Origin of the sequence: Streptomyces sp. NPDC050842, assembly GCF_044456565.1 — a bacterium.
Taxonomy (GTDB): Bacteria; Actinomycetota; Actinomycetes; order Streptomycetales; family Streptomycetaceae; genus Streptomyces.
Window position 1 is genome coordinate 48,036 of record NZ_JBITGA010000008.1, and the last position, 21,041, is coordinate 69,076.

The 21,041-nt window shown below is 72.8% G+C and carries 20 protein-coding genes; 10 read left to right on the plus strand and 10 right to left on the minus strand.

Going from position 1 to position 21,041, the window contains the following annotated elements:
• Positions 1-204: 204 nt before the first annotated feature.
• On the plus strand, positions 205-921 hold the full coding sequence (locus ACIBG6_RS26420) for a response regulator transcription factor (RefSeq protein ID WP_399225383.1): 717 nt from the start codon (positions 205-207) through the stop codon (positions 919-921).
• An 18-nt stretch (positions 922-939) separates the two neighbouring features.
• A complete protein-coding gene (locus tag ACIBG6_RS26425) occupies positions 940-2,370 on the plus strand; it encodes an ATP-binding protein (protein ID WP_399225077.1) in 1,431 nt (476 codons plus the stop codon).
• 144 nt (positions 2,371-2,514) lie between these two features.
• On the opposite strand, the gene ACIBG6_RS26430 is transcribed toward ACIBG6_RS26425, so the two are convergent.
• The 4 genes from ACIBG6_RS26430 to ACIBG6_RS26445 form a co-directional block, all read right to left on the minus strand.
• Positions 2,515-3,513: a TAXI family TRAP transporter solute-binding subunit gene (locus tag ACIBG6_RS26430; RefSeq protein WP_399225078.1), complete on the minus strand. Its 999-nt coding sequence runs from the start codon at positions 3,511-3,513 to the stop codon at positions 2,515-2,517.
• A 116-nt stretch (positions 3,514-3,629) separates the two neighbouring features.
• Complete coding sequence (locus ACIBG6_RS26435; RefSeq protein WP_399225079.1) at positions 3,630-4,823, minus strand: RCC1 domain-containing protein; 1,194 nt, start codon at positions 4,821-4,823, stop codon at positions 3,630-3,632.
• A 14-nt stretch (positions 4,824-4,837) separates the two neighbouring features.
• Positions 4,838-6,019, minus strand: a complete 1,182-nt coding sequence (locus ACIBG6_RS26440) for an RCC1 domain-containing protein (protein ID WP_399225080.1) — start codon at positions 6,017-6,019, stop codon at positions 4,838-4,840.
• 16 nt (positions 6,020-6,035) lie between these two features.
• Positions 6,036-7,292, minus strand: coding sequence for an RCC1-like domain-containing protein (locus ACIBG6_RS26445; protein WP_399225081.1), 1,257 nt, complete (start codon positions 7,290-7,292; stop codon positions 6,036-6,038).
• 672 nt (positions 7,293-7,964) lie between these two features.
• Here ACIBG6_RS26445 and ACIBG6_RS26450 point away from each other — a divergent pair.
• The 6 genes from ACIBG6_RS26450 to ACIBG6_RS26475 all read left to right on the plus strand — a co-directional run bounded on the left by ACIBG6_RS26450 (position 7,965) and on the right by ACIBG6_RS26475 (position 13,652).
• A complete protein-coding gene (locus ACIBG6_RS26450; RefSeq protein ID WP_399225082.1) occupies positions 7,965-8,471 on the plus strand; it encodes a hypothetical protein in 507 nt (168 codons plus the stop codon).
• Between the two features lie 87 nt (positions 8,472-8,558).
• Complete coding sequence (locus tag ACIBG6_RS26455) at positions 8,559-9,548, plus strand: hypothetical protein (RefSeq protein WP_399225083.1); 990 nt, start codon at positions 8,559-8,561, stop codon at positions 9,546-9,548.
• Positions 9,549-9,566: 18 nt separating this feature from the next.
• Entirely contained in the window at positions 9,567-10,955 is a 1,389-nt protein-coding gene (locus tag ACIBG6_RS26460; RefSeq protein WP_399225084.1) for a hypothetical protein, read from the plus strand.
• A 101-nt stretch (positions 10,956-11,056) separates the two neighbouring features.
• On the plus strand, positions 11,057-11,989 hold the full coding sequence (locus ACIBG6_RS26465) for a LysR family transcriptional regulator (RefSeq protein ID WP_399225085.1): 933 nt from the start codon (positions 11,057-11,059) through the stop codon (positions 11,987-11,989).
• 201 nt (positions 11,990-12,190) lie between these two features.
• A complete protein-coding gene (locus ACIBG6_RS26470; RefSeq protein ID WP_399225086.1) occupies positions 12,191-13,177 on the plus strand; it encodes a DMT family transporter in 987 nt (328 codons plus the stop codon).
• Complete coding sequence (locus ACIBG6_RS26475) at positions 13,125-13,652, plus strand: LuxR C-terminal-related transcriptional regulator (protein WP_399225087.1); 528 nt, start codon at positions 13,125-13,127, stop codon at positions 13,650-13,652. The genes ACIBG6_RS26470 and ACIBG6_RS26475 overlap by 53 nt, the downstream gene beginning before the upstream one ends.
• Before the next feature lie 47 nt (positions 13,653-13,699).
• On the opposite strand, the gene ACIBG6_RS26480 is transcribed toward ACIBG6_RS26475, so the two are convergent.
• The 6 genes from ACIBG6_RS26480 to ACIBG6_RS26505 form a co-directional block, all read right to left on the minus strand.
• Positions 13,700-14,344: a response regulator gene (locus ACIBG6_RS26480; RefSeq protein WP_399225088.1), complete on the minus strand. Its 645-nt coding sequence runs from the start codon at positions 14,342-14,344 to the stop codon at positions 13,700-13,702.
• Positions 14,335-15,534 carry a sensor histidine kinase gene (locus ACIBG6_RS26485; protein ID WP_399225089.1) on the minus strand — a complete coding sequence of 400 codons (1,200 nt, stop codon included), beginning with the start codon at positions 15,532-15,534 and terminating at the stop codon, positions 14,335-14,337. The genes ACIBG6_RS26480 and ACIBG6_RS26485 overlap by 10 nt, the downstream gene beginning before the upstream one ends.
• A gap of 71 nt (positions 15,535-15,605) precedes the next feature.
• Entirely contained in the window at positions 15,606-16,295 is a 690-nt protein-coding gene (locus ACIBG6_RS26490) for a DedA family protein (protein ID WP_399225090.1), read from the minus strand.
• Positions 16,296-16,378: 83 nt separating this feature from the next.
• Entirely contained in the window at positions 16,379-17,038 is a 660-nt protein-coding gene (locus ACIBG6_RS26495; RefSeq protein ID WP_399225091.1) for an NUDIX domain-containing protein, read from the minus strand.
• On the minus strand, positions 17,035-17,463 hold the full coding sequence (locus ACIBG6_RS26500) for a DUF4406 domain-containing protein (RefSeq protein ID WP_399225384.1): 429 nt from the start codon (positions 17,461-17,463) through the stop codon (positions 17,035-17,037). Before ACIBG6_RS26500 ends, ACIBG6_RS26495 begins: the two co-directional genes overlap by 4 nt.
• 171 nt (positions 17,464-17,634) lie before the next feature.
• On the minus strand, positions 17,635-18,420 hold the full coding sequence (locus ACIBG6_RS26505; protein ID WP_399225093.1) for a DeoR/GlpR family DNA-binding transcription regulator: 786 nt from the start codon (positions 18,418-18,420) through the stop codon (positions 17,635-17,637).
• A 103-nt stretch (positions 18,421-18,523) separates the two neighbouring features.
• Between ACIBG6_RS26505 and miaB the strand changes: the two genes are divergently transcribed.
• A complete protein-coding gene (gene miaB, locus ACIBG6_RS26510; RefSeq protein ID WP_399225094.1) occupies positions 18,524-20,053 on the plus strand; it encodes a tRNA (N6-isopentenyl adenosine(37)-C2)-methylthiotransferase MiaB in 1,530 nt (509 codons plus the stop codon).
• Between the two features lie 151 nt (positions 20,054-20,204).
• Complete coding sequence (locus ACIBG6_RS26515) at positions 20,205-20,912, plus strand: class III extradiol dioxygenase subunit B-like domain-containing protein (RefSeq protein WP_399225095.1); 708 nt, start codon at positions 20,205-20,207, stop codon at positions 20,910-20,912.
• Positions 20,913-21,041 lie beyond the last annotated feature (129 nt).

Genomic DNA, 21,041 nt, shown 5'->3' on the forward strand with positions numbered 1-21,041 from the left:
GATAACGATCCGGTCGCAAACGGACACACCGCGTGATTGCGACGCCCGGGGCGTACCGGGTGGATAACAGAAACGTCGGTGTAACAGGGGGAGACTTGACTGTGACGCCGGTGATCGGCGTTCATGCCCTGGTACCACCTGGTACACAGAGAGCCGCCGCGGCGCACAAGAGGATCGCGGATGAAGATCACGGAGGAGGTACGCATGCGACTGCTGCTCGTGGAGGACGACGACCACGTCGCCGCCGCCCTCTCCGCCATCCTGGCCCGGCACGGCTTCACCGTCACCCATGCCCGCAACGGCGAGGAGGCGCTCCAGGCCGTCCTGCCCACCGCGCAGGGCGAGCGGCCCTCGTACGGAGTGATCCTGCTCGACCTCGGCCTCCCCGACCAGGACGGCTACCAGGTCTGCGGCCGCATCCGGAAGCTCACCGCCACCCCCGTGATCATGGTGACGGCCCGCGGCGACGTGCGCTCCCGGATCCACGGCCTCAATCTCGGCGCCGACGACTACGTCGTCAAGCCCTACGACACCGGCGAGCTCCTCGCCCGCATCCATGCCGTCAGCCGCCGCAACGCCGGAACCGAGGAGACGGCGGCGGGCGGCTCCGGAGCCGCCGAGGGGACCCTGCTGCGGCTCGGCTCCGTCACGATCGAGCTGCCCACCCGACGGGTCAGCGTCGAGGGCGAGGCCGTCCCCCTGACCCGCAAGGAGTTCGACCTGCTCGCGCTCCTCGCCCAGCGCCCCGGGGTCGTCTTCCGCCGCGAACAGATCATCAGCGAGGTCTGGCGCACCAGTTGGGAGGGGACCGGCCGCACCTTGGAGGTGCACGTCGCCTCCCTGCGCTCCAAGCTGCGGATGCCCGCCCTGATCGAGACCGTGCGGGGCGTCGGCTACCGCCTGGTCGCCCCCGCCGCGTAACCCCCGGCCGGTCCACCCGTGCGCACCCGACTCCTCCCGCTCCTCATCATCCTGATGGCCGGGGTCCTGCTCGCCCTCGGCTTCCCGCTCGCCGCCAGCCTCGCCGCCTCCGAACAGCAGCGGGTCGTCGTCGACCGGCTCGACGACGCCGCGCGCTTCGCCGCCCTCGCCCAGTTCGTCAGCGAGAGCAACCCCGGCACCGACGAGCGGCGCACCACCCTCAACGGCGAACTCGCCAGCTACCACGACGTGTACGGCATCCGCGCCGGCATCTTCTACCGCGACAACCGCTCCATGGCCGCCGCCCCCGAGGACTGGGTCGTCCCGTACGAGGGGGAGGGCCGCCGCGCCTTCCGGGAGGCGCTGCTGGGGCGCCGCAGCCACAACCCGCCCCAGGTCTGGCCCTGGCAGGGCGACGCACGGCTCACCATCGCCTCTCCGGTCGTCAAGGACGGAGACGTCGTCGCCGTCGTCGTCACCGACTCGCCCACCGGGCAGCTCCGCTCCCGCATCCTGCGCGGCTGGCTGCTGATCTTCGCGGGCGAGGCGGTGGCGATGCTGGTCGCCATCGGCGCCGCCTTCCGGCTCACCGGCTGGGTGCTGCGGCCGGTCCGCGTCCTCGACTCCGTCACCCACGACATCGCCACCGGGCGGATGAACTCCCGGGTCGCCGCGACCGGTGGCCCGCCCGAACTGCGGCGCCTGGCCCTGTCGTTCAACGAGATGGCCGACAACGTCGAGGACGCGCTCGAACAGCAGCGGGCCTTCGTCGCCGACGCCTCCCACCAGTTGCGCAACCCGCTGGCCGCGCTGCTGCTGCGGATCGAACTCCTCGCCCTCGAACTCCCCGAGGGGAACGAGGAGATCGCCTCCGTACGGACCGAGGGCAAGCGCCTCGCGCAGGTCCTCGACGACCTCCTCGACCTGGCGCTCGCCGAGCACGTGGCGGCGGAGCTGCGACTCACCGACGTCGGCGCGCTCACGGCGGAGCGGGTCGCGTCCTGGCGGCCGGTCGCCGATGACAAGGGCGTCCTGCTGACCGGGGAGTGCGGGGCGGTCACGGGGTGGGCGGATCCGGTGGCCCTCTCCAGCGCGCTCGACGCGGTGATCGACAACGCGCTGAAGTTCACCCCGGCCGGGGAGGAGGTCACGGTCACCGTCTCGGTGCCCCCGGGCGGGGCGAGCGTCGCCGTGGTCGTGGCCGACCAGGGGCCCGGCCTCACCGAGGACGAGCTCGGCCGCGTCGGCGACCGCTTCTGGCGCTCCGGCCGGCACCAGAACATCAAGGGCTCGGGGCTCGGCCTCTCCATCACGCGCATCCTGCTGACGGCGGGCAGCGGCGACCTCGCGTTCGCCCCGAACGAGCCGCACGGCCTGCGCGTCACCGTCACCGTGCCGCGACACGCTCCGACGGAGCGGGACGGAGTGGGCTTCGCCGAGCGGCGATAGCCGTCGGGGCTTGGGCCGGCGTCGGACCTGCCGGCGCTGCGGTGAGCCTCGGACCGGCCAGGGCTTGGCCGAGCGGCGAAGCCGTCAGCGCCGGATCCGTCAGCGTCGGATCCGTCAGCGTCGGATCCGTCAGCGTCGGATCCGTCAGGGCTTCACCGAGCGGTAGTAGCGGCGGGCTCCTTCGTGGACGGTGAGGGGTTCCGTGTAGACGGCGGTCCGCAGGTCCACCAGCTGGGCCGGGTGGACCTGGGCGCCGATCTCGTCACGGCTCCTGATCACCGTACGGGTGAAGCCCTCCACCAGGTCCGGATCGGCCTCGGCGGTCGTGACCAGGAGGTTCGCCACGGCCAGCGTCGCGACCGGCTGACCGTCCTGCGCCTTCGCGTACGCGTCGGCCGGGATCGTCGCCGACCGGTAGTGGCGGGTCGACTCGCCGACGTCGTGCAGCCGGTCGACCAGGGCCGCGTCCAGCGGGATCAGCCGGACGTCGAAGCGCTCGGAGAGGGTCTGCACGGCCGCGGTGGGAAGACCACCGGACCAGAAGAAGGCGTCGAGGTCCCCGCTCTCCAGATGCCCCGGCATCGTGTCGATGCCCGCCGCGACGGCCTCGACGTCCCGTACGGGCGTGAGTCCTGCCGCCGCGAGGACCCGGTCGGCGATCAGGCGCACGCCGGATCCGTCCTGGCCGACCCCGACGCGCAGTCCGCGCAGGTCCCGAACCGTCCGGACCGGCGAGTCCTGGCGCACCACGAGCTGGACGTAGTCGTCGTACAGCCGGGCGCAGCCGCGCAGCCGCTCGAAGCCCGGCTTGCGCTCCCGCTGGTACTGGGCGACCGCGTCGGCCGTCGCGACGGTGAAGTCCGCCTTGCCCGTCGCCACGCGGGCCAGGTTCTGCTGGGAGCCCTCGCTGTCCGTGAGCTGTATCGACACCTCGGGAAGATCCTCCGCGAGGGCCTGCTTGAGGAGCGCTCCGTACTGCTGGTAGACGCCGCTGGGGACACCCGTGCTGAAGGTGACCGAGCCGCTCGGGACGGGGGAGCCGAAAGGAACCAGCCACCACACGAGCACCCCGCCCAGCACGAGCAGCGCGGCCGAGAGCGCCGCCAGGCGGCGGCGGGCGGCACGGGAGAGGGAGGCGAGCATGGGTGCGATCCTGCCAGCTCACCGCCGCCGCTGGCCAGGGAAGGCGGGTGTGAGGCATTCGCGCGGGGGCCGGCGAGGGCCCCCGCGCGACCATCGGCGGGCGGTGTCAGCAGGTGTCAGTAGGCGAAGCCGGACTTGCCCGTCTTCGTCGTCGTGACGTGGGTGATGCCGCTGCCCGGCGGGAGGGCGACGGTGGTGCCGGGGGGCGCGGCGGGCGCGGTGGTGGAGCCGTCGCCCAGCTGGGCGGCCGCGTTGGCGCCCCAGCCGATCACCGAGCCGTCGTCGAGGGCGGCCAGCGTGAAGTCGGCGCCGCCCGCGATGTCCTGCACGCCTCTGAGACTGTCCAGGACGACCGGGGTGGTGCGGTTGGCGTTCGTGCCGTCGCCGAGCTGCCGGTCGGTGTTCTTGCCCCAGCCGGCCACGCTGCCGTCGTCGAGGACGGCGAAGGAGGACGCCGAGGTGGCGAAGATCCGGGCCACCGCGTCCAGGTAGGTGACGTCCACGGGCCTGGGTGCGTCGGTGACGGAGTCGTTGCCGAGCTGGCCCTCGGTGTTCTTGCCCCAAGCCTTGATCGTGTTGTCGGCGGTCAGCGCGAGGACGTGGTCGCAGCCCACCGCGATGGCTTCGACGTTCTCGACGTCCGGGACCTTCTGCGGGGTCTCGCGGTTGGCTGTGCTGCCGGTGCCGAGCCGCCCGTTGGCGAAGGCGCCCCAGGTCCAGACCGTGCCGTCCTGACGCAGCGCGACGCTGAAGTCGCAGCCCGCGCCGACGTCCTTGACCTGGTCCAGGCTCTGCACGGGGCTCGGTGTCTTGTAGGGGTTGGTGATGTCCTGGCCGGTGCCCAGCTGCTTCGCGGCGTTGCTGCCCCAGGCGAGGACCCGGCCGTCCTTGACGGCGAGGACGTGGTTGAGGCCGGCGGAGACCTGGCTCACCCCGGAGAGTCCGGCGACGGTGGCCGGGAAGCTCTGGGCGGTCGTGGTGCCGTTGCCGAGCTGGCCGGTGGTGTTGGCGCCCCAGCTCTTGACGGTGCCGTCCTTGAGGAGGGCGACGGCGAAGGGGTTGGCTGCCGCGGCGGCGCCGCCACCGCCTCCGGAGAGCTCGCGGACGTCGTCGCGGGTGATGCCGGTGACGGCGGCGGGGGTCTGCTGGGCGAGGACGCTGCCGTTGCCGAGCTGGCCCTGGGCGTTCTCGCCCCAGGCACGTACCCAGGGGTCGGTGCCGGCGCTGGCCTGGGCGGAGAGGCAGGGGGCGGCGAGGGCGGTGGCCGCTGTGAGGGCGGCGAGCATGGTGATGCGCTTGGTGTGGTGCATGGGGACCTTCCAGGTCAGTATGCGTAGCTCGACTTGCCGTTGGTGGTGGCCGAGACGCGGGTCGCGCCGCTGCCCGGGGGCAGCGCGGTGACCGGGGTGGGGGAGCCGGTGGTGGTGGCGTCTCCGAGCTGGCCGGCCGCGTTCTCGCCCCAGGCGAGGACGGAGCCGTCGGATCGGGCGGCGACGGTGTGGCCCCAGCCGCCGGCCATGTCGGTGACCTCGTCCAGACCGGGTACGGGGACCGGGGTGGTGCGGCTGGTGGTGGAGCCGTCGCCGAGCTGGCCGTGACCGTTCCAGCCCCAGGCACGGACCGAGCCGTCGTCGAGCACGGCGAAGCTGTGGTAGCCGCAGCCGTAGATCCGGGCCACGCCGTTGAGATGGCGCACCTCGACCGGTGAGGACGCGACCTCCTGGCTGTCGTTGCCCAGTTGGCCGTTGGTGTTGTAGCCCCAGGACCGTACGGTGCCGTCGGCGAGCCGGGCGAGCACATGGTTGCAGCCGGTCGCGATCTCGACGACGTCCGTGAGGCCGGGGACTCGTTTCGGGGTGTGTCGGTCGGTGGTGTCGCCGAGGCCGAGCTGGCCGCTGTGGGCACGGCCCCAGGTCCAGACGGTGCCGTCCTCCCGGAGGGCGACGGTGTGCTGGCAGCCGGCGGCGACGTCCTTCACCTTGTTCAGGCTCTGGACCCGCACGGGGCGCGTGGCCGACGTCGTGCCGCCGTCGCCGAGCTGGCCGTAGGTGTTGTCGCCCCAGGCGAGGACCCGTCCATCGCGGACGGCGTAGGCGGACTGGAAGCCGGCCGCGACCTCGGTGACTCCGGAGAGTCCGGCCACGGCGGCGGGGAACGGCCGGTTCACGGTGGTGCCGTCCCCGAGCGGGCCCGCGATGTTCCCGCCCCAGGACTGGACCGTGCCGTCGGTGAGGAGCGCCACGGAGAAGGCGTTGGCGCTTGTGTTTCCACCGCCGGACAGCTCGCGCACGGAGGCGCGGGCGAGTCCTTGGACGGCCGCCGGGGTCCGCTGGTCGGCCGTCGTGCCGTTGCCGAGCTGTCCGAATGTGTTCGCGCCCCAGGCCCGCACCCACGGGTCCCGGGGTTCGGCGGCGACGGCGGTTTCGGTGCGGGGCACGATGAGTGCCGCGAGGGCGAGGAGCGCGGCGACACCGCGCGCGTGAGCCCGTACGGACGTGTACGTCATGGGAGTACGCCCCCGCTCAGTACGCGTACGTCGTGTTGCCGCCCAGGGAGACGGCCACCGCCTTGATCGCCGAGCCCTGGTTGAGGATCCTCACCGACTCGTACCGCGAGACCGTCGTGCCGTTGCCGAGCTGGCCCTCGCCGTTGTGGCCCCAGGTGAAGACGTCATCCGCCGTGACCGCGACGCCGTGCCGGGCGCCCGCCGCGAGGTGCTGGACGCCCTCCAGGCGCGGGATCTCGACGGGGGCCGTGCGGTTGGTGCGGGAGACGTTGGCGTCGAAGGCCTCGTCGGCCTCAAGGAGCTGGCCGTACTGATTGTTGCCCCAGCCCCAGACGTGGCTGTCGCTCGTCTTCACGTAGTTGTGGTGCGCACCCGCCTCGATGTCGGAGACGCCTTCCACCCAGTCGACGTCGACGGGGAGCGTGGAGGACTTGGTGGAGGAGTTGCCGAGCTGGCCGTAGAGGTTGTAGCCCCAGGACTTGACCGTGTCGTCGGCGGTCAGCGCGAGGGCGTGGTGGCAGCCGGCGTCGATCTCCACGATGTTCTCCAGGCCCAGCACCTGCCGGGGTACGGAGCTGGTGGCGCGGTTGCCGGTGCCGAGCTGGCCGTGGATGCCACGGCCCCAGGCGTACACCTTGCCGTTCTCCAGGAGGGCGAGGCTGAAGTCGCAGCCGGCCGAGATCTGCTTGACCTTGGGCATGCCCTGGACGCGGTCGGGGACGGTGCGGCTGTCGCCGGTGCGGTTGTTGCCGAGCTGTCCGTAGGCGTTGTCGCCCCAGGAGTAGACCTGGCCGGAGGTGTTGAGGGCGAGGCCGTGCTGCCCGCCGGCCGCGATGTCCTTGATGTTGTCGAGGCGCGGGACGGTGGTGGGCACCGCCTGGTTCGTGTTGCCGCCGTTGCCGAGCTGGCCCGAGGAGTTGTGGCCCCAGGACTTGACCGTCTTGTCCGTACGCGCGAGGACGAAGGAGTCGGACGAGGAGGTGCCGCCGGCCGAGACCTGGTCGACGTCGCCGCGGAAGAGGCTGGTGACGGAGGACGGGCTGAGGCTGTCGGACAGGGTGCCGTTGCCGAGCTGGCCGGTGCGGCCCGCGCCCCAACTCAGTACGGTCGGGTTCCCTTCGTTGGCGGTAGCCGCCGGGGCCAGAGCCGGTACGGCGGCGAGGGCGGCGGCCGCGGTGAGGACGGCCGCGGTGAGCGGCCGGCCGCGCAGCAGGGTGGGTACGCGGGGGGCGCGCAGCGGCGCGCGTGCGGGATCGCGTCGTGAACGGGACATGGCTCTGCTCTCCTTCGACGGGGACATACGGGAGCGCGGCGTCCGGTGGGTGCCGTCCGTGTCCGCGGGGGTGGGCGGAGGCGTACGGGGGCCGGGCGCGGGTCATGCGAACACGGGGTGCCGGGCCCTTGGGCATGGGACGCCCACGGCCGGTGCGACGACCGGGACGGGCCGTCGGGCACATGAGCAGACTGTCCGAGAATGATCACCGCGGCGAGCCGGAACGGCTGAAACACCCGTCTGACGGACGCCCGTTCGGGGTCGCGCTCCGGGGGCGCACTCGTCCGTGGCGCGCTCCCTGCGGGAGGTGTCGGAGGACGGTCCCGGCGGGCCGCCGAACGGCGGCGGCCGGGGGAGTGAGAGGCCCGGCCGCGTACGGCCGGCCGCCCTCTCGTGTACGCCCCCGATTCCCTACGAACGGGTGGATCGGCGGCCCCGGCCGACGGCCCGCGAACTGCCCGCCGGCACCCCGGCCGAGGGATCCCGAACGCGCTCCGCCGAAGTGGTGAGCGGCTTCCGAGAGGCATGTCGGCCGTGTGTCGTGGCGGGGCGCCGAGGCCCGTCCGGTTAGCGTCTGACAGCGCTCGGTGATCTTGTGCGCAGTTCCCCCTGCCCGCCCCTGGCATCCCCACCGAGCAATCAAACTCACCCCTGTCCCAAGGGAGTTCCTGCATGTCCGTGAAGACCGCGCCGTCGCGCACGGCACGGGGCAAGGCCCTCGCCGCCGCCCTCGGCACCGCCGCCCTCTGCCTCGCCACCGCCCTCGCCCCGGCCCCCGCGCTGGCCGCCGAGTGCCAGCCCGACGACCAGGCCTGTCTCGACAAGGAGGCCAACGCCAAGGAGGCCAAGGAGATCGAGGAGCAACAGAAGAAGACCCAGGAGGCAGCCGGTCAGGCCGACAAGGACATCAAGGCGGCCGGCGAGAAGCTCAAGGAGTGTCCGCCCGGCTCGTCCTCCTGCATGGGCAAGCTGACCGGCGGCAAGGGCGCCGCCGAGGAGCAGGGCCTCGCGGACATGACCGAGACCATCTCCTCGAACGAGACCGAGCCGGGGAACAACGCGGCCCAGGCCGTGACCTCGACCTGCGAGTCCTTCCCCGGCTCGCTGCCGCAGGGCTCCACCGACCCGGGGCAGTCCCCCTTCCCGGTCGACCAGCTCTGCAGCCTCCTCGGCGACTGAGCCGCACCCCACGCGGCCACCGCCTCCCTTTCCTCCCCTTCCTCACCTCGTCCCCGCCTCCCCTCCGTCCCGAAGGGATCCCCCGTCATGCCCGCGTGCCATCGCCGCGCCGCCCTGCTGCCCGCCCTCTCCGTCCTCCTCGGCCTCGCCGCCGCCACCCTCGCGCCGCCCGCCGGTGCCGCTGCCGCACAGGAGGGGCCGGGCGAGACCCCCGTCCCCCGTGCCCTCACCGCCGACGGACGCCCGGCCAAGGTCGACGACGTCCTGAAGTACTGCGGCACCAAGCGCAACGCCTGCACCTTCACCATCGACCGCAAGCTGGGCCGCGAGTACGTCACCGCCGTGAAGTCGCTCGGCAACGCGGTGATCAACTGCACCCAGAGCGACATGGCCGTCGAGCGGACCGTCACTCTGAAGGCCAGTAGCACCGACAACATCGGCGGCGAGATCTCCGGGCAGATCACCGCCGAGGGCTCCGTCAGCGCCTCCGGCACGGTCACCACCAACCTCACCGGCGAGGTCTCCAGCGAGAACAAGACGCCCGACCTCGACAAGGGCCCCACCTCGGCGAACACCGCGAAGACCACGGTCGGCGGCGGCGCCACGGCCACGGGTTCACTGAGCGCACGCCTCGCCTTCGAGGCCGCCTTCAAGGCCACGTACTCCAAGTCGTGGACGGTCGAGAACACCGAGGAAACCGCCTACAAGACCACCGTCAAGCCGCACGACATGCTCGTCTTCGGTGCGAGCGCGGCCATGCGGCGCGTGGCCGGCAGCCTCGTCGCCAACACCGGGCAGCGGATCGTCGGCATCGTCGTGGACAGCCCCTCGATGGTCACCAGCAGCACGTTCATCGCCCAGACGTACGCCGCCCCCGCCGGCGTCTGCGGCGGCACACGGCCCACCGGAACCACCGCCCCCGCCCCGGCTCCCGGTCCCGGCCCGGCCCCCGCTCCCGGACCCGGTCCCGCCCGGGCGTCCGCCGCCGAGGTCCCGGCCGAGGTCCCCGCCGTGCGGGCGGTGCCCCCGGGCGCCGAGCCGAAGCGCGTCGTCGTCCTGCCCGCCGACGCTTCCTGACCCGGGAGGAGAACCACCATGAACCGCGCCACGCTCCCGGCCCTCGTCGTCCTCGGCTCCGCCGGACTCCTGCTCCCCTGGGCGGCCCCCGTCTCGGCCGCACCAGCGGCCCCCGCCGCCACCCAGCCCGTCCCCGTCCTCAACGGCGACTTCGCCGACCCCGTCATGAGGGGCGACGGCCCGACCACCGTCGGCATCGACTTCTGGACCGGCCTCAACCAGCGTTACTCGCCCACCGCTTCGGGCCGCACCGACGCCTCCCACGCCGTCGCCCTCCAGAAGGACGGCAACACCCTCCAGCAGCGGCTGCGCGGGGTCCGCGCGGGCGCCAAGGTCACCGTCAGCTACGAGGACAGCCCCGCCGTCTCCAAGGAGTGCACCGGCGAACAGGTCGTCAACGGCCAGCCGTACGCGGTCACCGGCTCCGGCGGCCCCGTCCAGGAGGTCACCACCGCCGGCGATCCGGACCGTGTGAAGGGCACGCCCGGCAAGGGCCGTTGGACCGGCCGCGCCTATGTGTTCACCGCCGGCGAGAACGATCCGATGCTCACCTTCACCTCCCGCGTCACCGACTCCCGCACCCACGTGACCTGTTCGCCGATGATCGCCCGCATCCGCGCCGAAGAGACGCCGCCCGCGGTCGACAAGACCGTCGACAAGACACGCCTCGGCACCTCCGAGGCGTACAAGGGCAACGACCGGGAGAGCACCCTCCACAACGCGGCCGCCGCCTGCAACGGGGAGAACGCCTGCACCTTCCGCCCCGACACCCGCACCTCCTTCCGCTACTACGACCGGGCCCGGGTCGTCGGCGAGGCGTACATCAACTGCACCCGCAACACGCTGGAGCACTCCCGGGTGCTTTCCTACTCCGAGCGCGGGCACGACAGCATCTCCCAGACCTACTCCGCCGCGGGCCTCCCGCTCAACGAAGTCGCCAGGCTGCCCACTTCGGGGGTGCGGGCGGAGGACGAGAAGCGGCTCAAGGAGCGGCCCATGGCCGCCCAGCTCGCCCTCGCCTACGAGAACACCTGGCAGCGACCCTGGCAGTGGTTCAGCAACGACGAGCGGACCGTCGTGGAGAAGATCCAGCCCGGCGAGGTCAGTTGGGTCGAGCTCCAGCCGAGCCGCGAGCGGGTCGAAGGCTGGTTCGTCAGCAAGAAGGACGACTACCGGCTGCACGCCGTGATCGACGGCCCCTCGCGCGCCGTCCCCGACCGGCTGCTCCAGCGCACCGGGCCCATGTCCGAGGCGGAGAAGCAGCGTTGTGCCGCCGCCCGGCCCATGACCACCACGCCGGTGGGCGCGGACGCACCCGCCAGCTCCAGCGACAAGGGCCTCCTCAGGACCCCCGCGCCGACGGCCGCCGGCGCGCGGTCCGTGAACCGGAGCATGCCGCTGGGGTGACGCCGTGCCCACGCGGTCCCCGTGCCCCCGACCGAGGAAGTCATCGACCTGACGTGGCCGCGCGCTGCGTACGATGGCCGAGGCGGGAGGGGGTACGGGGCATGGCCGATCCGGATCTGCGGAAGCTGCGGGTACTGAGGGAGCTCAGTGAGCGCGGCACCGTCAGCGCGGCCGCCCGGGCGCTCCACCTCACCCCGCAGGCCGTATCGCAACAGATCAGCGCGCTGGGACGGGAGTTGGGCGTCCCGCTCACCGAACCGTCCGGACGCAGGCTGCGGCTCACCGGGGCGGCGCGGATCGTGCTCCGGCACGCCGACGCCGTCTTCACCCAGGTCGAGCGGATGCGCGCGGAACTCGCCGCGCACGGGAGCGGCGAGCGGGGCGAGGTGGCCGTGGCCGGCTTCTCCACCACCCTCTCGGCGCTGATCCTGCCCGCCGTGGCGCGGCTGAGGGAGACCCGGCCGCTGCTGCGGACCTCGGTGGCCGAGGTCGACCCGCCGGAGAGCTTCTCCCTCCTGCACCGCGGCGAGACCGACGTCGTCATCTCCGCGGACACCCCGCTGCACCCCGGACCGGCGGACGAGGACGGCCGGTTCGACGCGCGCTTCCACCGGGTCCCGCTCTGCGAGGACCCCTTCGACGTCGCCCTGCCCGACGGGCACCGGCTCCTCGACAGCCCCCGCCTCGTCCTCGCCGACCTGGCGCGGGAGACATGGATCTTCGCCACGACGGGGATGTGCCACGACATCGGCGTCGCCGCCTGCACGGCGGCCGGGTTCACCCCGCGGGCCTCCCACGCCATCGGCGACTGGGACGCCACCCTCGCGGCGGTCCGGCTCGGCCTGGGGGTCGCGCTGGTCCCGCGGACCGCCGGACCGGCGCCGCGGCCCGAGGTGACGGTGCGCGCGTTCAGCGAAGGGGCGCCCTCGCGCACGGTCTTCGCCGCCGTACGGGAGGGCAGTCAGGCCTCGCCGGAGATCGCCGCCGTCCTCGACGCGCTGCGCACGGTGGCCGGGGCGGCCGTCGCCGGCTGAGCGACCCCGTACCCCGTACCCCCCGCTTCCCGAAGCGCCACGGCTCGTGGACGGTACCGTCCAGCAGACGTTGCTGGACCCGCCCGGGCGTCGCCGCGAGGCTCGTTCCCGTACCGCGGAGAGCTCCGCACACCCTGTCGGCGTATCGCACCGCCCCTGCCGGAGAGCTCCGCACGCCCCTTCTGCAGAGCGGGAACACCCATGTCCAGAGCCACCTCCACACGGCTGGCCGCGCTGAGTCTCGTCTGGGGCTCCGTCTTCCTGTGGATCAAGATCGCGGGATACGGATTCTCCCCCGTGCAGATGGTCCTGATCCGGCTCGCGCTCGGCGCCGTCGTGATCCTCGCCATCGCGTACGCGAAAGGGCTCCGGCTGCCCAAGGTGCGTGCGCTCTGGGGCCACTTGACCGTCGCCGCACTGCTCGGGAACGCCGTGCCGTGGACCCTGTACGCCGAGGGGGAGGCCGCCGGCTCCAGCGGCGTCGCCGCCGTGGTCAACGGCAGCGCGCCGATATGGACCCTGGCCACGGCCCTGCTGCTCGGGCAGGAGAAGCGGGTCTCCCACCATGCGGCGGGCGGTGTGCTCCTCGGTCTCGGAGGCACGGCGCTCATCGCGTCCCCGTGGAACTCGGCCTCGGCCGGGACGGGTTGGAGCGTCCTCTGCTTCGTCCTCGGCTCGATCAGCTTCGGCGCGAGCTTCGCGTACACGGGCAAGTTCCTTGTCGGCAGGGGCATTCCGCCACTCGTCCTGGCGGGCGGACAGCTGACCGCGGCCACCGTCCTTCTCCTCGCCGCCTTCCCCTTCCTGGGTCTCCAGGCCGTCACCTGGCGCACCGACTCGCTGATCGCGGTGCTCGTCCTCGGCGTGGTCTGCACCGGCTTCGCCGCGCTGCTCAACTTCGAGCTGATCGCCAAGGACGGTCCCACAGTGGCCTCGACCGTGACGTACCTGATGACCGCGGTGGCCGTCGTCCTGGGCGCCGTGGCGCTTCGCGAACCCCTCGGCCCGCCGGTGTGGCTCGGAGCGGTCGCGGTGCTCGCCGCCACCGGCCTCCTCCGGCGCCGGCCGCAACACGCCGTTCATTCAACGGGCGGTGGGCCGGTGGTAGCGTCGAAAGCGGAAACGCCCGGGACTCATGGGGGAGGCGCGCGTGGCTTTCGTGGTCGAACTCGTCTTCCGTGGAAATGAGTCGGACCGGTCGCGTTTCGGAGAGGCACACCGCACGTACTGGAAAAGAATGGCGGCGCGCGGAATCCTCCTCGGAGGCGGCCCATGGCGGGACGGCACAGGAGAGCTCCTCCTCTGCGAGACCCGCGACCGCCGGACGCTCCTACGGGTGCTCCAGGCCGACCCGTACGCGCAGGCCCAGGTCGTCGAGGAGCCGCGGATCCGGGAATGGAACGCGCTGCCGGGGCACATGGCGCCCGCCCGTCCCGAGCGGTCCCTTCCGGCGTCCGTCGCCGTCCTGACCGCCCACGAGCGGCGCATCGCCACGATGATGCTGGACGGCCTCACCAACAAGCAGATAGCCGACTCCTTCACGGTGTCGACCCGCGCCGTGGAATTGCACATCACCCGCATCTACCGCAAGCTCGACATTCGCCGACGGGCCCAACTCGCCGCCGTCATCGGCCGCGGCGCCCCGCGCGGATCGGTGAAATGAGCATCAGCACTCCAGACGATGAGTATCAGGAATCCAGATGATGAGCATCAGGACTCCAGATAGCGCAGCACGGCGAGGATCCGGGGGCTGTAGCCGTCGGCCCTGCGCAGCTCCAATTTGTCGAAGACGGCGTTGAGGTACTTCTCCACCGCGCTGAGGGACAGGTGCAGTTGCCGCGCGATGGCGGCGTTCGTGTATCCCTGCGCCAGCACCTCCAGGACCTCGCGCTCGCGCGGGGTCAGTTTGGCCAGCGGATCGCCGTGCGTGCTGCGGACGACCCACTGCCGTACGACCTCCGGGTCGATCGCCGCCCCGCCCTCGTGGACCCGCTCCAGCGCGTCGAGGAACTCCTCGACCTGCGCCACCCGGTCCTTGAGCAGATAGCCGACCCGCTCCGCCCCGGCGGCGAGCAGCCGGGCCGCGTAGCTCCGCTCGACGTGCTGCGAGAGGACGAGGACACCCGTCTCCGGCCACCGCTCGCGGATCTCCACGGCGGCCCGCAACCCCTCGTCGGTGTGCGTCGGAGGCATCCGGATGTCGACGACCGCGACGTCCGGGCGCAGGGCCCCGACCTCCGCGACCAGGGTCACGGCGTCGCCGAGGGCGGCCACGACCTCGTGCCCCTCCTCGGTGAGGAGACGGACGAGCCCCTCCCTCAGCAGGGTCGAGTCCTCGGCAAGGATCACGCGCACGGCAGCTCCGCGACAAGAGTGGTGGGTCCCCCGAGGGGGCTGTCGACACGCAGGACGCCGTCGAGTGCGGCGACCCGGCTGCGCATGCCGGTCAGGCCGCTGCCGGCCGGGTCGGCGCCGCCCCGCCCGTCGTCCTCGATCCGCAGCGTGAGCAGCGGGCCTTCGGGCGGGCCGCCGAGCGAGACGTGGACGGAGACGGCGGAGGCCGAGGCGTGTTTGGCGGCGTTCGTGACGGCCTCGGAGACCACGAAGTAGGCGGCCGTCTCCACGGGCCGGGGCAGCGGCCCGGCGACCTCGAAGCGGATGCGCAGCGGGACGGAGCACCGCTGCGCCACCCCGCCCAGCGCCTCTTCGAGCCCCAGGCTGTCCAGCGCGGAGGGGTACACCCGCCAGGCCACGTCCCGCAGCTCGGCCAGCACGTCGCCGGCCTCCTCGTGCGCCTGGAGGAGCAGGGCCGCCGCCTGCTCCGGGTCGCGGTCCCGGCTCCGGCGCGCCCGCCCGAGCAGCATCGCGAGCGCCACGAGCCGCTGCTGCACGCCGTCGTGGAGGTCGCGTTCGATGCGCCGGCGCTCGGCGTCCACGGCCTGCACGACGGCGGCCCGGCTGACGGCGAGTTCGTCGATCCGACGCCGCAGCAGCTCGCTCTCGGAGGGCCCGAAGCACGCACGGGCGAGCCGGGCGTCCAGGGCGGCGAGCGCGTACAGGCCCTGGACGTCGAGGAAGAGCAGGACCCCGCCGAGGAGCAGTTGCGCGGACAGTTCGGTCCAGCCGAGCGTGCCGCGCACGACGCCCCTGACGAGCAGCCCGGCCAGGACGGCGCCGAAGCCGAGGAGCGCGAGGACGATCCCGTACACCACGCCCGTCCAGGTACGGGCCGCGAGATAGCGCAGGAGCCGCCGGTCGGAGACGGTGTACGGGCCGGGGAAGCGGTCCCCGAAGAAGGCGGAGCGGCGGCTCCGCTCCAGTGCCGCGACGCGCCGCGCGCCCGCCGTCAGGACCTCACGGGCGCGCGGCCGGGTGCGGGGCCACAGCAGGAAGGGCCCGAGGACGACCGCGGAGACCAGGAAGAACAGGACGCCGAGCAGGGAGGTCGGGCAGCCGAGGAGAGACCCGGCCAGACGGCGCGCCGATCGGGGACCCGCGCCCCCCTGGCCGTCCCGTGGCTCGTCCCGCGGCTCGTCCCCTCGCACGGTTCCCGAGGCTAGTGCCGGCCCCGGGGCCGTACAAGATCGTCCGGAGGGTACGTGTCCCCGCTCGCCGGTCACGAGGTGCGGCGGTGCTGGGCGCGCCCGCGCCCCCGGAGCCGTACGGCCAGATACGCGGCCAGGGCCACGAGCGCCAGTACGAGGACGGCCTTGGACAGCACGCCGACGTACCCCTCGACCAGGTCCCAGCGGTCCCCGAGCCAGTAACCGGCCATCACGAGCACGCTGTTCCAGACGAGGCTGCCGACCGTCGTGAGGAGGAGGAAGAGAGGGACCGGCATCCGCTCGACGCCGGCCGGCACGGAGATCAGACTGCGGAAGATCGGCACCATCCGCCCCAGGAGCACCGCCTTGGTGCCGTGCCGGGCGAACCACTGCTCGGTGCGCTCCAGATCGGAGACCTTCACCAGGGGCAGCCGCGCCCAGAGCGCGTGCATGCGCCGCCGCCCGAACAGCGCGCCGATCCAGTAGAGGGCCACGGCCCCGACCACCGAGCCCAGGGTCGTCCAGAACAGCGCCGAGGCGAGGCTGATCACGCCCTGCCCGGCGGCGAAGCCGGTCAGGGGCAGGATCACCTCGCTGGGCAACGGCGGGAACAGGTTCTCCAGGGCGATGGCGAGCCCCGCGCCGGGCCCGCCCATCGTCTCGACGAGCCCGGCGGCCCATCCGGCGACACCGTCGGCGGGTTCCTGGGCGGCGGCAGCGGCGGCCTGGGCGGCCACAAGCAGCTGGTCGGGGAGCGGCATGACGAGGTCTCCAACCTAGAAATCCCAGCTCAGCACCGGTATGGGGCTTCCCGCCCGGCTTCCTGCGGAAAACCGCAGGGTCGTCACTCCGGCCGGAACGGTCCGTCGAGCGCTGCCCACTGGAGCAGCATGATGGTCTTGGCGTCGGCGATCCGGCCGTCGCGGACCATGGCGAGCGCCTCGGCGAAGGGGAGCTCCACGGTCGTGATGTCCTCGCCCTCGGCGGCGATTCCGCCGCCACCGTCGGCGAACTCCGCCGCGTCGTAGGGGGCGGCGAAGAAGTGCAGCCGCTCGGTGACCGAGCCGGGACTCATGTAGACGTCGAAGACGTGCTCGGCGGCCCCGATGGTGTGCCCGGTCTCCTCGGCGGCCTCCCGCCGGATCGCCTCCTCCGGGCTCTCGTCGTCAAGCAGTCCGGCGGCGGTTTCGAGGAGCATGCCGTCGGGGTGCCCGTTGACGTAGGCGGGGAGGCGGAACTGACGGGTCAGCAGCACCGTACGGCGGGCGCTGTTGTGGAGGAGGACGGTCGCGCCGTCGCCGCGGTCGTGGGTCTCGCGCTGCTCGCGGCTCCAGTGCCCGTCGCTGTGCCGGTAGTCGAAGGTGGTCTTGCGCAGCACGTACCAGTCGCAGGAGAGCACCTCCACGTCCCGGATCCGCACGCGCGGGTTGCCGGTCAGGTCGCGGCCCTGCCGGTCGAGGCCGGTGCGGCCGCGGCGGTCGGGGGTGTCGACGCCGGCGGTCATCGGGCGACGGAAGGGACGATGGACGGGTCGACGGACGGGTCGACGGTCGGGTCGACGGTCGGGTCGACGGTCGGGACGACGGTCGGGACGGCTGCGAGGGAACCGTAGACGTCCTTGCCCTGTGCGCGGGCCTTGTCGACCATCATGTCCGCCCCCTCGGAGGGGCCGCCGATCCGCAGGACCGCGTCGCAGCGGGAGAGCAGCCGCTCGGCGACCGGGTGGAAGACCTCGTCGAAGAGCGGGTCGCCGGGGCGGGCGCCGCCGGCCGTCTCCAGGAGCGGGAGCGCGAGGGCCTCGCCGGTGACGGGCAGGTGCCCGGCGCGGAAGAGGACGAGAGCGACCTCGTTCATCGCCCGTACGTTGGCTTCGAGCTTGAGGGGGTCGTCGCCGGTGCCCGAGCGGTAGGGGCCGGCGACGAGGATCATCAGCGGGCGGGGAACGGTGGTCACGAGCGGATCACTCCTCGGTACGAGCACGGTTTGCGAGCACGGGTGACGCGTACGAGCCACGAGCACGGGTGACGCGTACGCGCTACGAGCACGGGTGACGAGTACGCGCTACGAGCCCGGGCGCACGTACGGGTGCGGCGGGCGGTTTCAGGCCAGGTGTACGTCGACGCCCGCGTCCCGCAGCGCGTCCAGCGTCTGCGGCCCACCGGGGTGCGTGGCGGCGTCCTCGGCGGCCCGGTCGGTGACGAAGTGGTGCGCCACGCCCAGCTCGGCGACCCGGCTGAACGCCCGCACGCCGAGCTTGGTGGCGTCCGCCACCGCGACCGTGCGGTCGGCCCGGGCGAGTCCGGCCTGCTTGACGGCCGCGTCGTCCAGGGAGAACTCCGACCAGCCGTGCTCGGCGTGCACCCCGCCGATGGACATCAGGAAGCAATCGAAGGCCAGCGATTCCAGCGTGCGCAGCGCGAGCGGGCCGACGAGGGACCGCTCGCCGGGACGCGACCGGCCGCCGACGAGCAGGAGGTCGATCCCCGGTCTGTCGGCCAGGACCACCGCCGCCTGGATGCTGAGCACGGCGACCGTCAGCGGGCCCCGGGCCGCCAGGTGCTCGGCCACGTGCACGGTCGTGGTCCCCGCGTCCAGGAGGACGCGTGAGCCCGGCTCGACCAGCGCGGCCGCCGCCGCGCCCAGGCGGTCCTTGGTGGCGGCCTGCCACGGCTCCCGCGCCGAGAAGCCGGCTTGTTCGTCGCGTACGCGGGTGGCGACGGCGCCGCCGTGCACCCGGCGCACGAGGCCCTGACGCTCCAGCGCGTCGAGGTCCCTGCGGACGGTCATCTCCGATACGCCCAGTCGATGGGAGAGCTCCGACACGGAAACCCGGTCGGAGCCCTGCACCAATCGCAGGGTCAGGTCCAGACGATTGGCGACACCCATGACCCATTTCTATCACGATGATGTTCGAACGAACATGCCTGTGTGTGAATTGGTCGACGAGAACCAGCGGGGGCACTCCCCGGACCGCCTACCCTGGTGACTCATGACCAGCAGCAGCGACCGGAGTCCCGCAGTGAGCGTTGAAGGATCCAAGACCTACGAGATTCGTACCTACGGGTGCCAGATGAACGTGCACGACTCCGAGCGGCTCTCCGGTCTGCTGGAAGAGGCGGGCTACGTCAAGGCTCCCCGCGGATCCGACGGCGACGCCGACGTCGTGGTCTTCAACACCTGCGCGGTGCGGGAGAACGCCGACAACAAGCTGTACGGCAACCTCGGCCGGCTCGCCCCGATGAAGACCACGCGCCCGGGCATGCAGATCGCCGTCGGCGGCTGCCTCGCCCAGAAGGACCGCGACACCATCGTCAAGAAGGCCCCCTGGGTCGACGTGGTCTTCGGTACGCACAACATCGGCAAGCTGCCGGTGCTCCTGGAGCGCGCCCGCATCCAGGAGGAGGCGCAGATCGAGATCGCCGAGTCGCTCGAGGCCTTCCCCTCCACGCTGCCGACCCGGCGCGAGTCCGCCTACGCCGCCTGGGTCTCGATCTCCGTCGGCTGCAACAACACCTGCACCTTCTGCATCGTCCCGGCGCTGCGCGGCAAGGAGGAGGACCGCCGGCCCGGCGACATCCTCGCCGAGATCGAGGCCCTGGTCGCCGAGGGCGTCTCCGAGATCACCCTGCTCGGCCAGAACGTCAACGCGTACGGCTCGGACCTGGGCGACCGCGAGGCCTTCTCCAAGCTGCTGCGGGCCTGCGGCCAGATCGAGGGCCTGGAGCGCGTCCGGTTCACCTCCCCGCACCCCCGCGACTTCACCGACGACGTGATCGCGGCGATGGCCGAGACGCCGAACGTGATGCCGCAGCTGCACATGCCGATGCAGTCCGGCTCGGACTCGATCCTCAAGGCGATGCGCCGCTCGTACCGGCAGGAGCGTTTCCTCGGGATCATCGAGAAGGTCCGCGCGGCCATTCCGCACGCCGCCATCTCCACCGACATCATCGTGGGCTTCCCCGGCGAGACCGAGGAGGACTTCGAGCAGACGATGCACGCCGTCCGCGAGGCCCGCTTCGCGAACGCGTTCACCTTCCAGTACTCCAAGCGCCCCGGCACCCCGGCCGCCGAGATGGACGGCCAGATCCCCAAGGACGTCGTGCAGGAGCGCTACATGCGCCTCGTCGCGCTCCAGGAGGAGATCTCCTGGGAGGAGAACAAGAAGCAGGTCGGCCGCACCCTGGAGGTCATGGTCGCCGAGGGCGAGGGCCGCAAGGACGGCGCCACGCACCGCCTCTCCGGCCGCGCCCCCGACAACCGGCTCGTCCACTTCACCAAGCCGGAGCAGGACGTCCGGCCCGGCGATGTCGTGACCGTCGAGATCACCTACGCCGCTCCGCACCACCTGCTCGCCGAGGGCCCGACGGAGTCGGTACGCCGTACCCGCTCCGGCGACGCCTGGGAGAAGCGCACCACGGCGGCCGCCGCGAAGCCGGCGGGCGTGCTCCTCGGCCTCCCGAAGATCGGCGTCCCGGAGCCGCTCCCGGCCGCCGACGCCCCGGCCTGCGGAAGCCACTGACCACGAAGGCGCGCACCGGGGGGGCGCGTGTCGAGGGACGAGGGGGGCGCGGCTCCCGGTGGCGGTCAGGGCACGGCGCCCGGTAGCCGTCAGGGCGCGGCGCCCTGCGTCGGCGGGGGAGCGGGCGCGGCCGCGCAGTAGGGTGCGGATCATGCTTGTCGCCGCAGCCGTCTGCCCCTGTCCGCCGCTCCTCCTGCCCGAGGTCGCGACCGGCGCCGCCCCCGAGCTGGACGCCGCGCGCACCGCCTGCGCCGACGCCGTCGGACTGCTCGCCGCCTCGCGCCCCGACCGGCTGTACGTCGTCGGCCCCGCCGCCGGGGACACCGCCGGCGTCTTCTCGGCCGGTTCGACGGGTTCCTTCGCCGGCTTCGGGGTCGACCTCGCCGTACGGCTCGGTGACGGTCCCGCCGCCGACCGCCCCCTGCCCGCGAGCCTCGCCGTGGGCGCCTGGCTGCTCGGCCGCGCCGACTGGGCCGACGCGCCGGTCGAGGGCCGGGGCGTGGACGAGCGGGAGGCGGCGGAGGCCTGCGCCGCGACCGGCCGTGAGCTCGCCGCCTCCGCCGGGCGGGTCGCGCTCCTCGTGATGGGGGACGGCAGCGCCTGCCGGACCGTGAAGGCTCCCGGCTACCTGGACGAGCGGGCGGCCGGTTTCGACGCCGGGGCCGCCCGCGCGCTGGGCACGGCCGACGTGGCCGCGCTGCTCGCGCTCGACGAGGAGCTCGCGTACGAGCTGAAGGCGGCCGGCCGCGCGCCCTGGCAGGTCCTGGCGGGCGCCGCCGAGGGAGCGGGGCTGGAAGGCCGGCTGCTGCATGAGGACGCCCCCTACGGCGTGGAGTACATCGTCGCCGCCTGGTCCTGACGGGACGCCGCACGCCGCACGTGGCACGACGCACGACGCACGACACGAGAACGGCGGACGGCCGCGGAGCATGATGCTCCGCGGCCGTCCGCCGTGCGGAGGGGAACTGTCGTCTGTGGGTTGACGCCG

Coding starts and splice junctions, on each gene's coding strand:
- ACIBG6_RS26470 (WP_399225086.1), top strand. CDS start 12,191: ATGTCCAGAGCCACCTCCACACGGCTGGCCGCGCTGAGTCTCGTCTGG.
- ACIBG6_RS26500 (WP_399225384.1), bottom strand. CDS start 17,463: ATGATCCTCGTCGCCGGCCCCTACCGCTCGGGCACCGGCGACGACCCC.
- ACIBG6_RS26460 (WP_399225084.1), top strand. CDS start 9,567: ATGAACCGCGCCACGCTCCCGGCCCTCGTCGTCCTCGGCTCCGCCGGA.
- ACIBG6_RS26420 (WP_399225383.1), top strand. CDS start 205: ATGCGACTGCTGCTCGTGGAGGACGACGACCACGTCGCCGCCGCCCTC.
- miaB (WP_399225094.1), top strand. CDS start 18,524: ATGACCAGCAGCAGCGACCGGAGTCCCGCAGTGAGCGTTGAAGGATCC.
- ACIBG6_RS26495 (WP_399225091.1), bottom strand. CDS start 17,038: ATGACCGCCGGCGTCGACACCCCCGACCGCCGCGGCCGCACCGGCCTC.
- ACIBG6_RS26440 (WP_399225080.1), bottom strand. CDS start 6,019: ATGACGTACACGTCCGTACGGGCTCACGCGCGCGGTGTCGCCGCGCTC.
- ACIBG6_RS26465 (WP_399225085.1), top strand. CDS start 11,057: ATGGCCGATCCGGATCTGCGGAAGCTGCGGGTACTGAGGGAGCTCAGT.
- ACIBG6_RS26505 (WP_399225093.1), bottom strand. CDS start 18,420: ATGGGTGTCGCCAATCGTCTGGACCTGACCCTGCGATTGGTGCAGGGC.
- ACIBG6_RS26515 (WP_399225095.1), top strand. CDS start 20,205: ATGCTTGTCGCCGCAGCCGTCTGCCCCTGTCCGCCGCTCCTCCTGCCC.
- ACIBG6_RS26445 (WP_399225081.1), bottom strand. CDS start 7,292: ATGTCCCGTTCACGACGCGATCCCGCACGCGCGCCGCTGCGCGCCCCC.
- ACIBG6_RS26475 (WP_399225087.1), top strand. CDS start 13,125: ATGGGGGAGGCGCGCGTGGCTTTCGTGGTCGAACTCGTCTTCCGTGGA.
- ACIBG6_RS26490 (WP_399225090.1), bottom strand. CDS start 16,295: ATGCCGCTCCCCGACCAGCTGCTTGTGGCCGCCCAGGCCGCCGCTGCC.
- ACIBG6_RS26450 (WP_399225082.1), top strand. CDS start 7,965: ATGTCCGTGAAGACCGCGCCGTCGCGCACGGCACGGGGCAAGGCCCTC.
- ACIBG6_RS26455 (WP_399225083.1), top strand. CDS start 8,559: ATGCCCGCGTGCCATCGCCGCGCCGCCCTGCTGCCCGCCCTCTCCGTC.
- ACIBG6_RS26435 (WP_399225079.1), bottom strand. CDS start 4,823: ATGCACCACACCAAGCGCATCACCATGCTCGCCGCCCTCACAGCGGCC.
- ACIBG6_RS26430 (WP_399225078.1), bottom strand. CDS start 3,513: ATGCTCGCCTCCCTCTCCCGTGCCGCCCGCCGCCGCCTGGCGGCGCTC.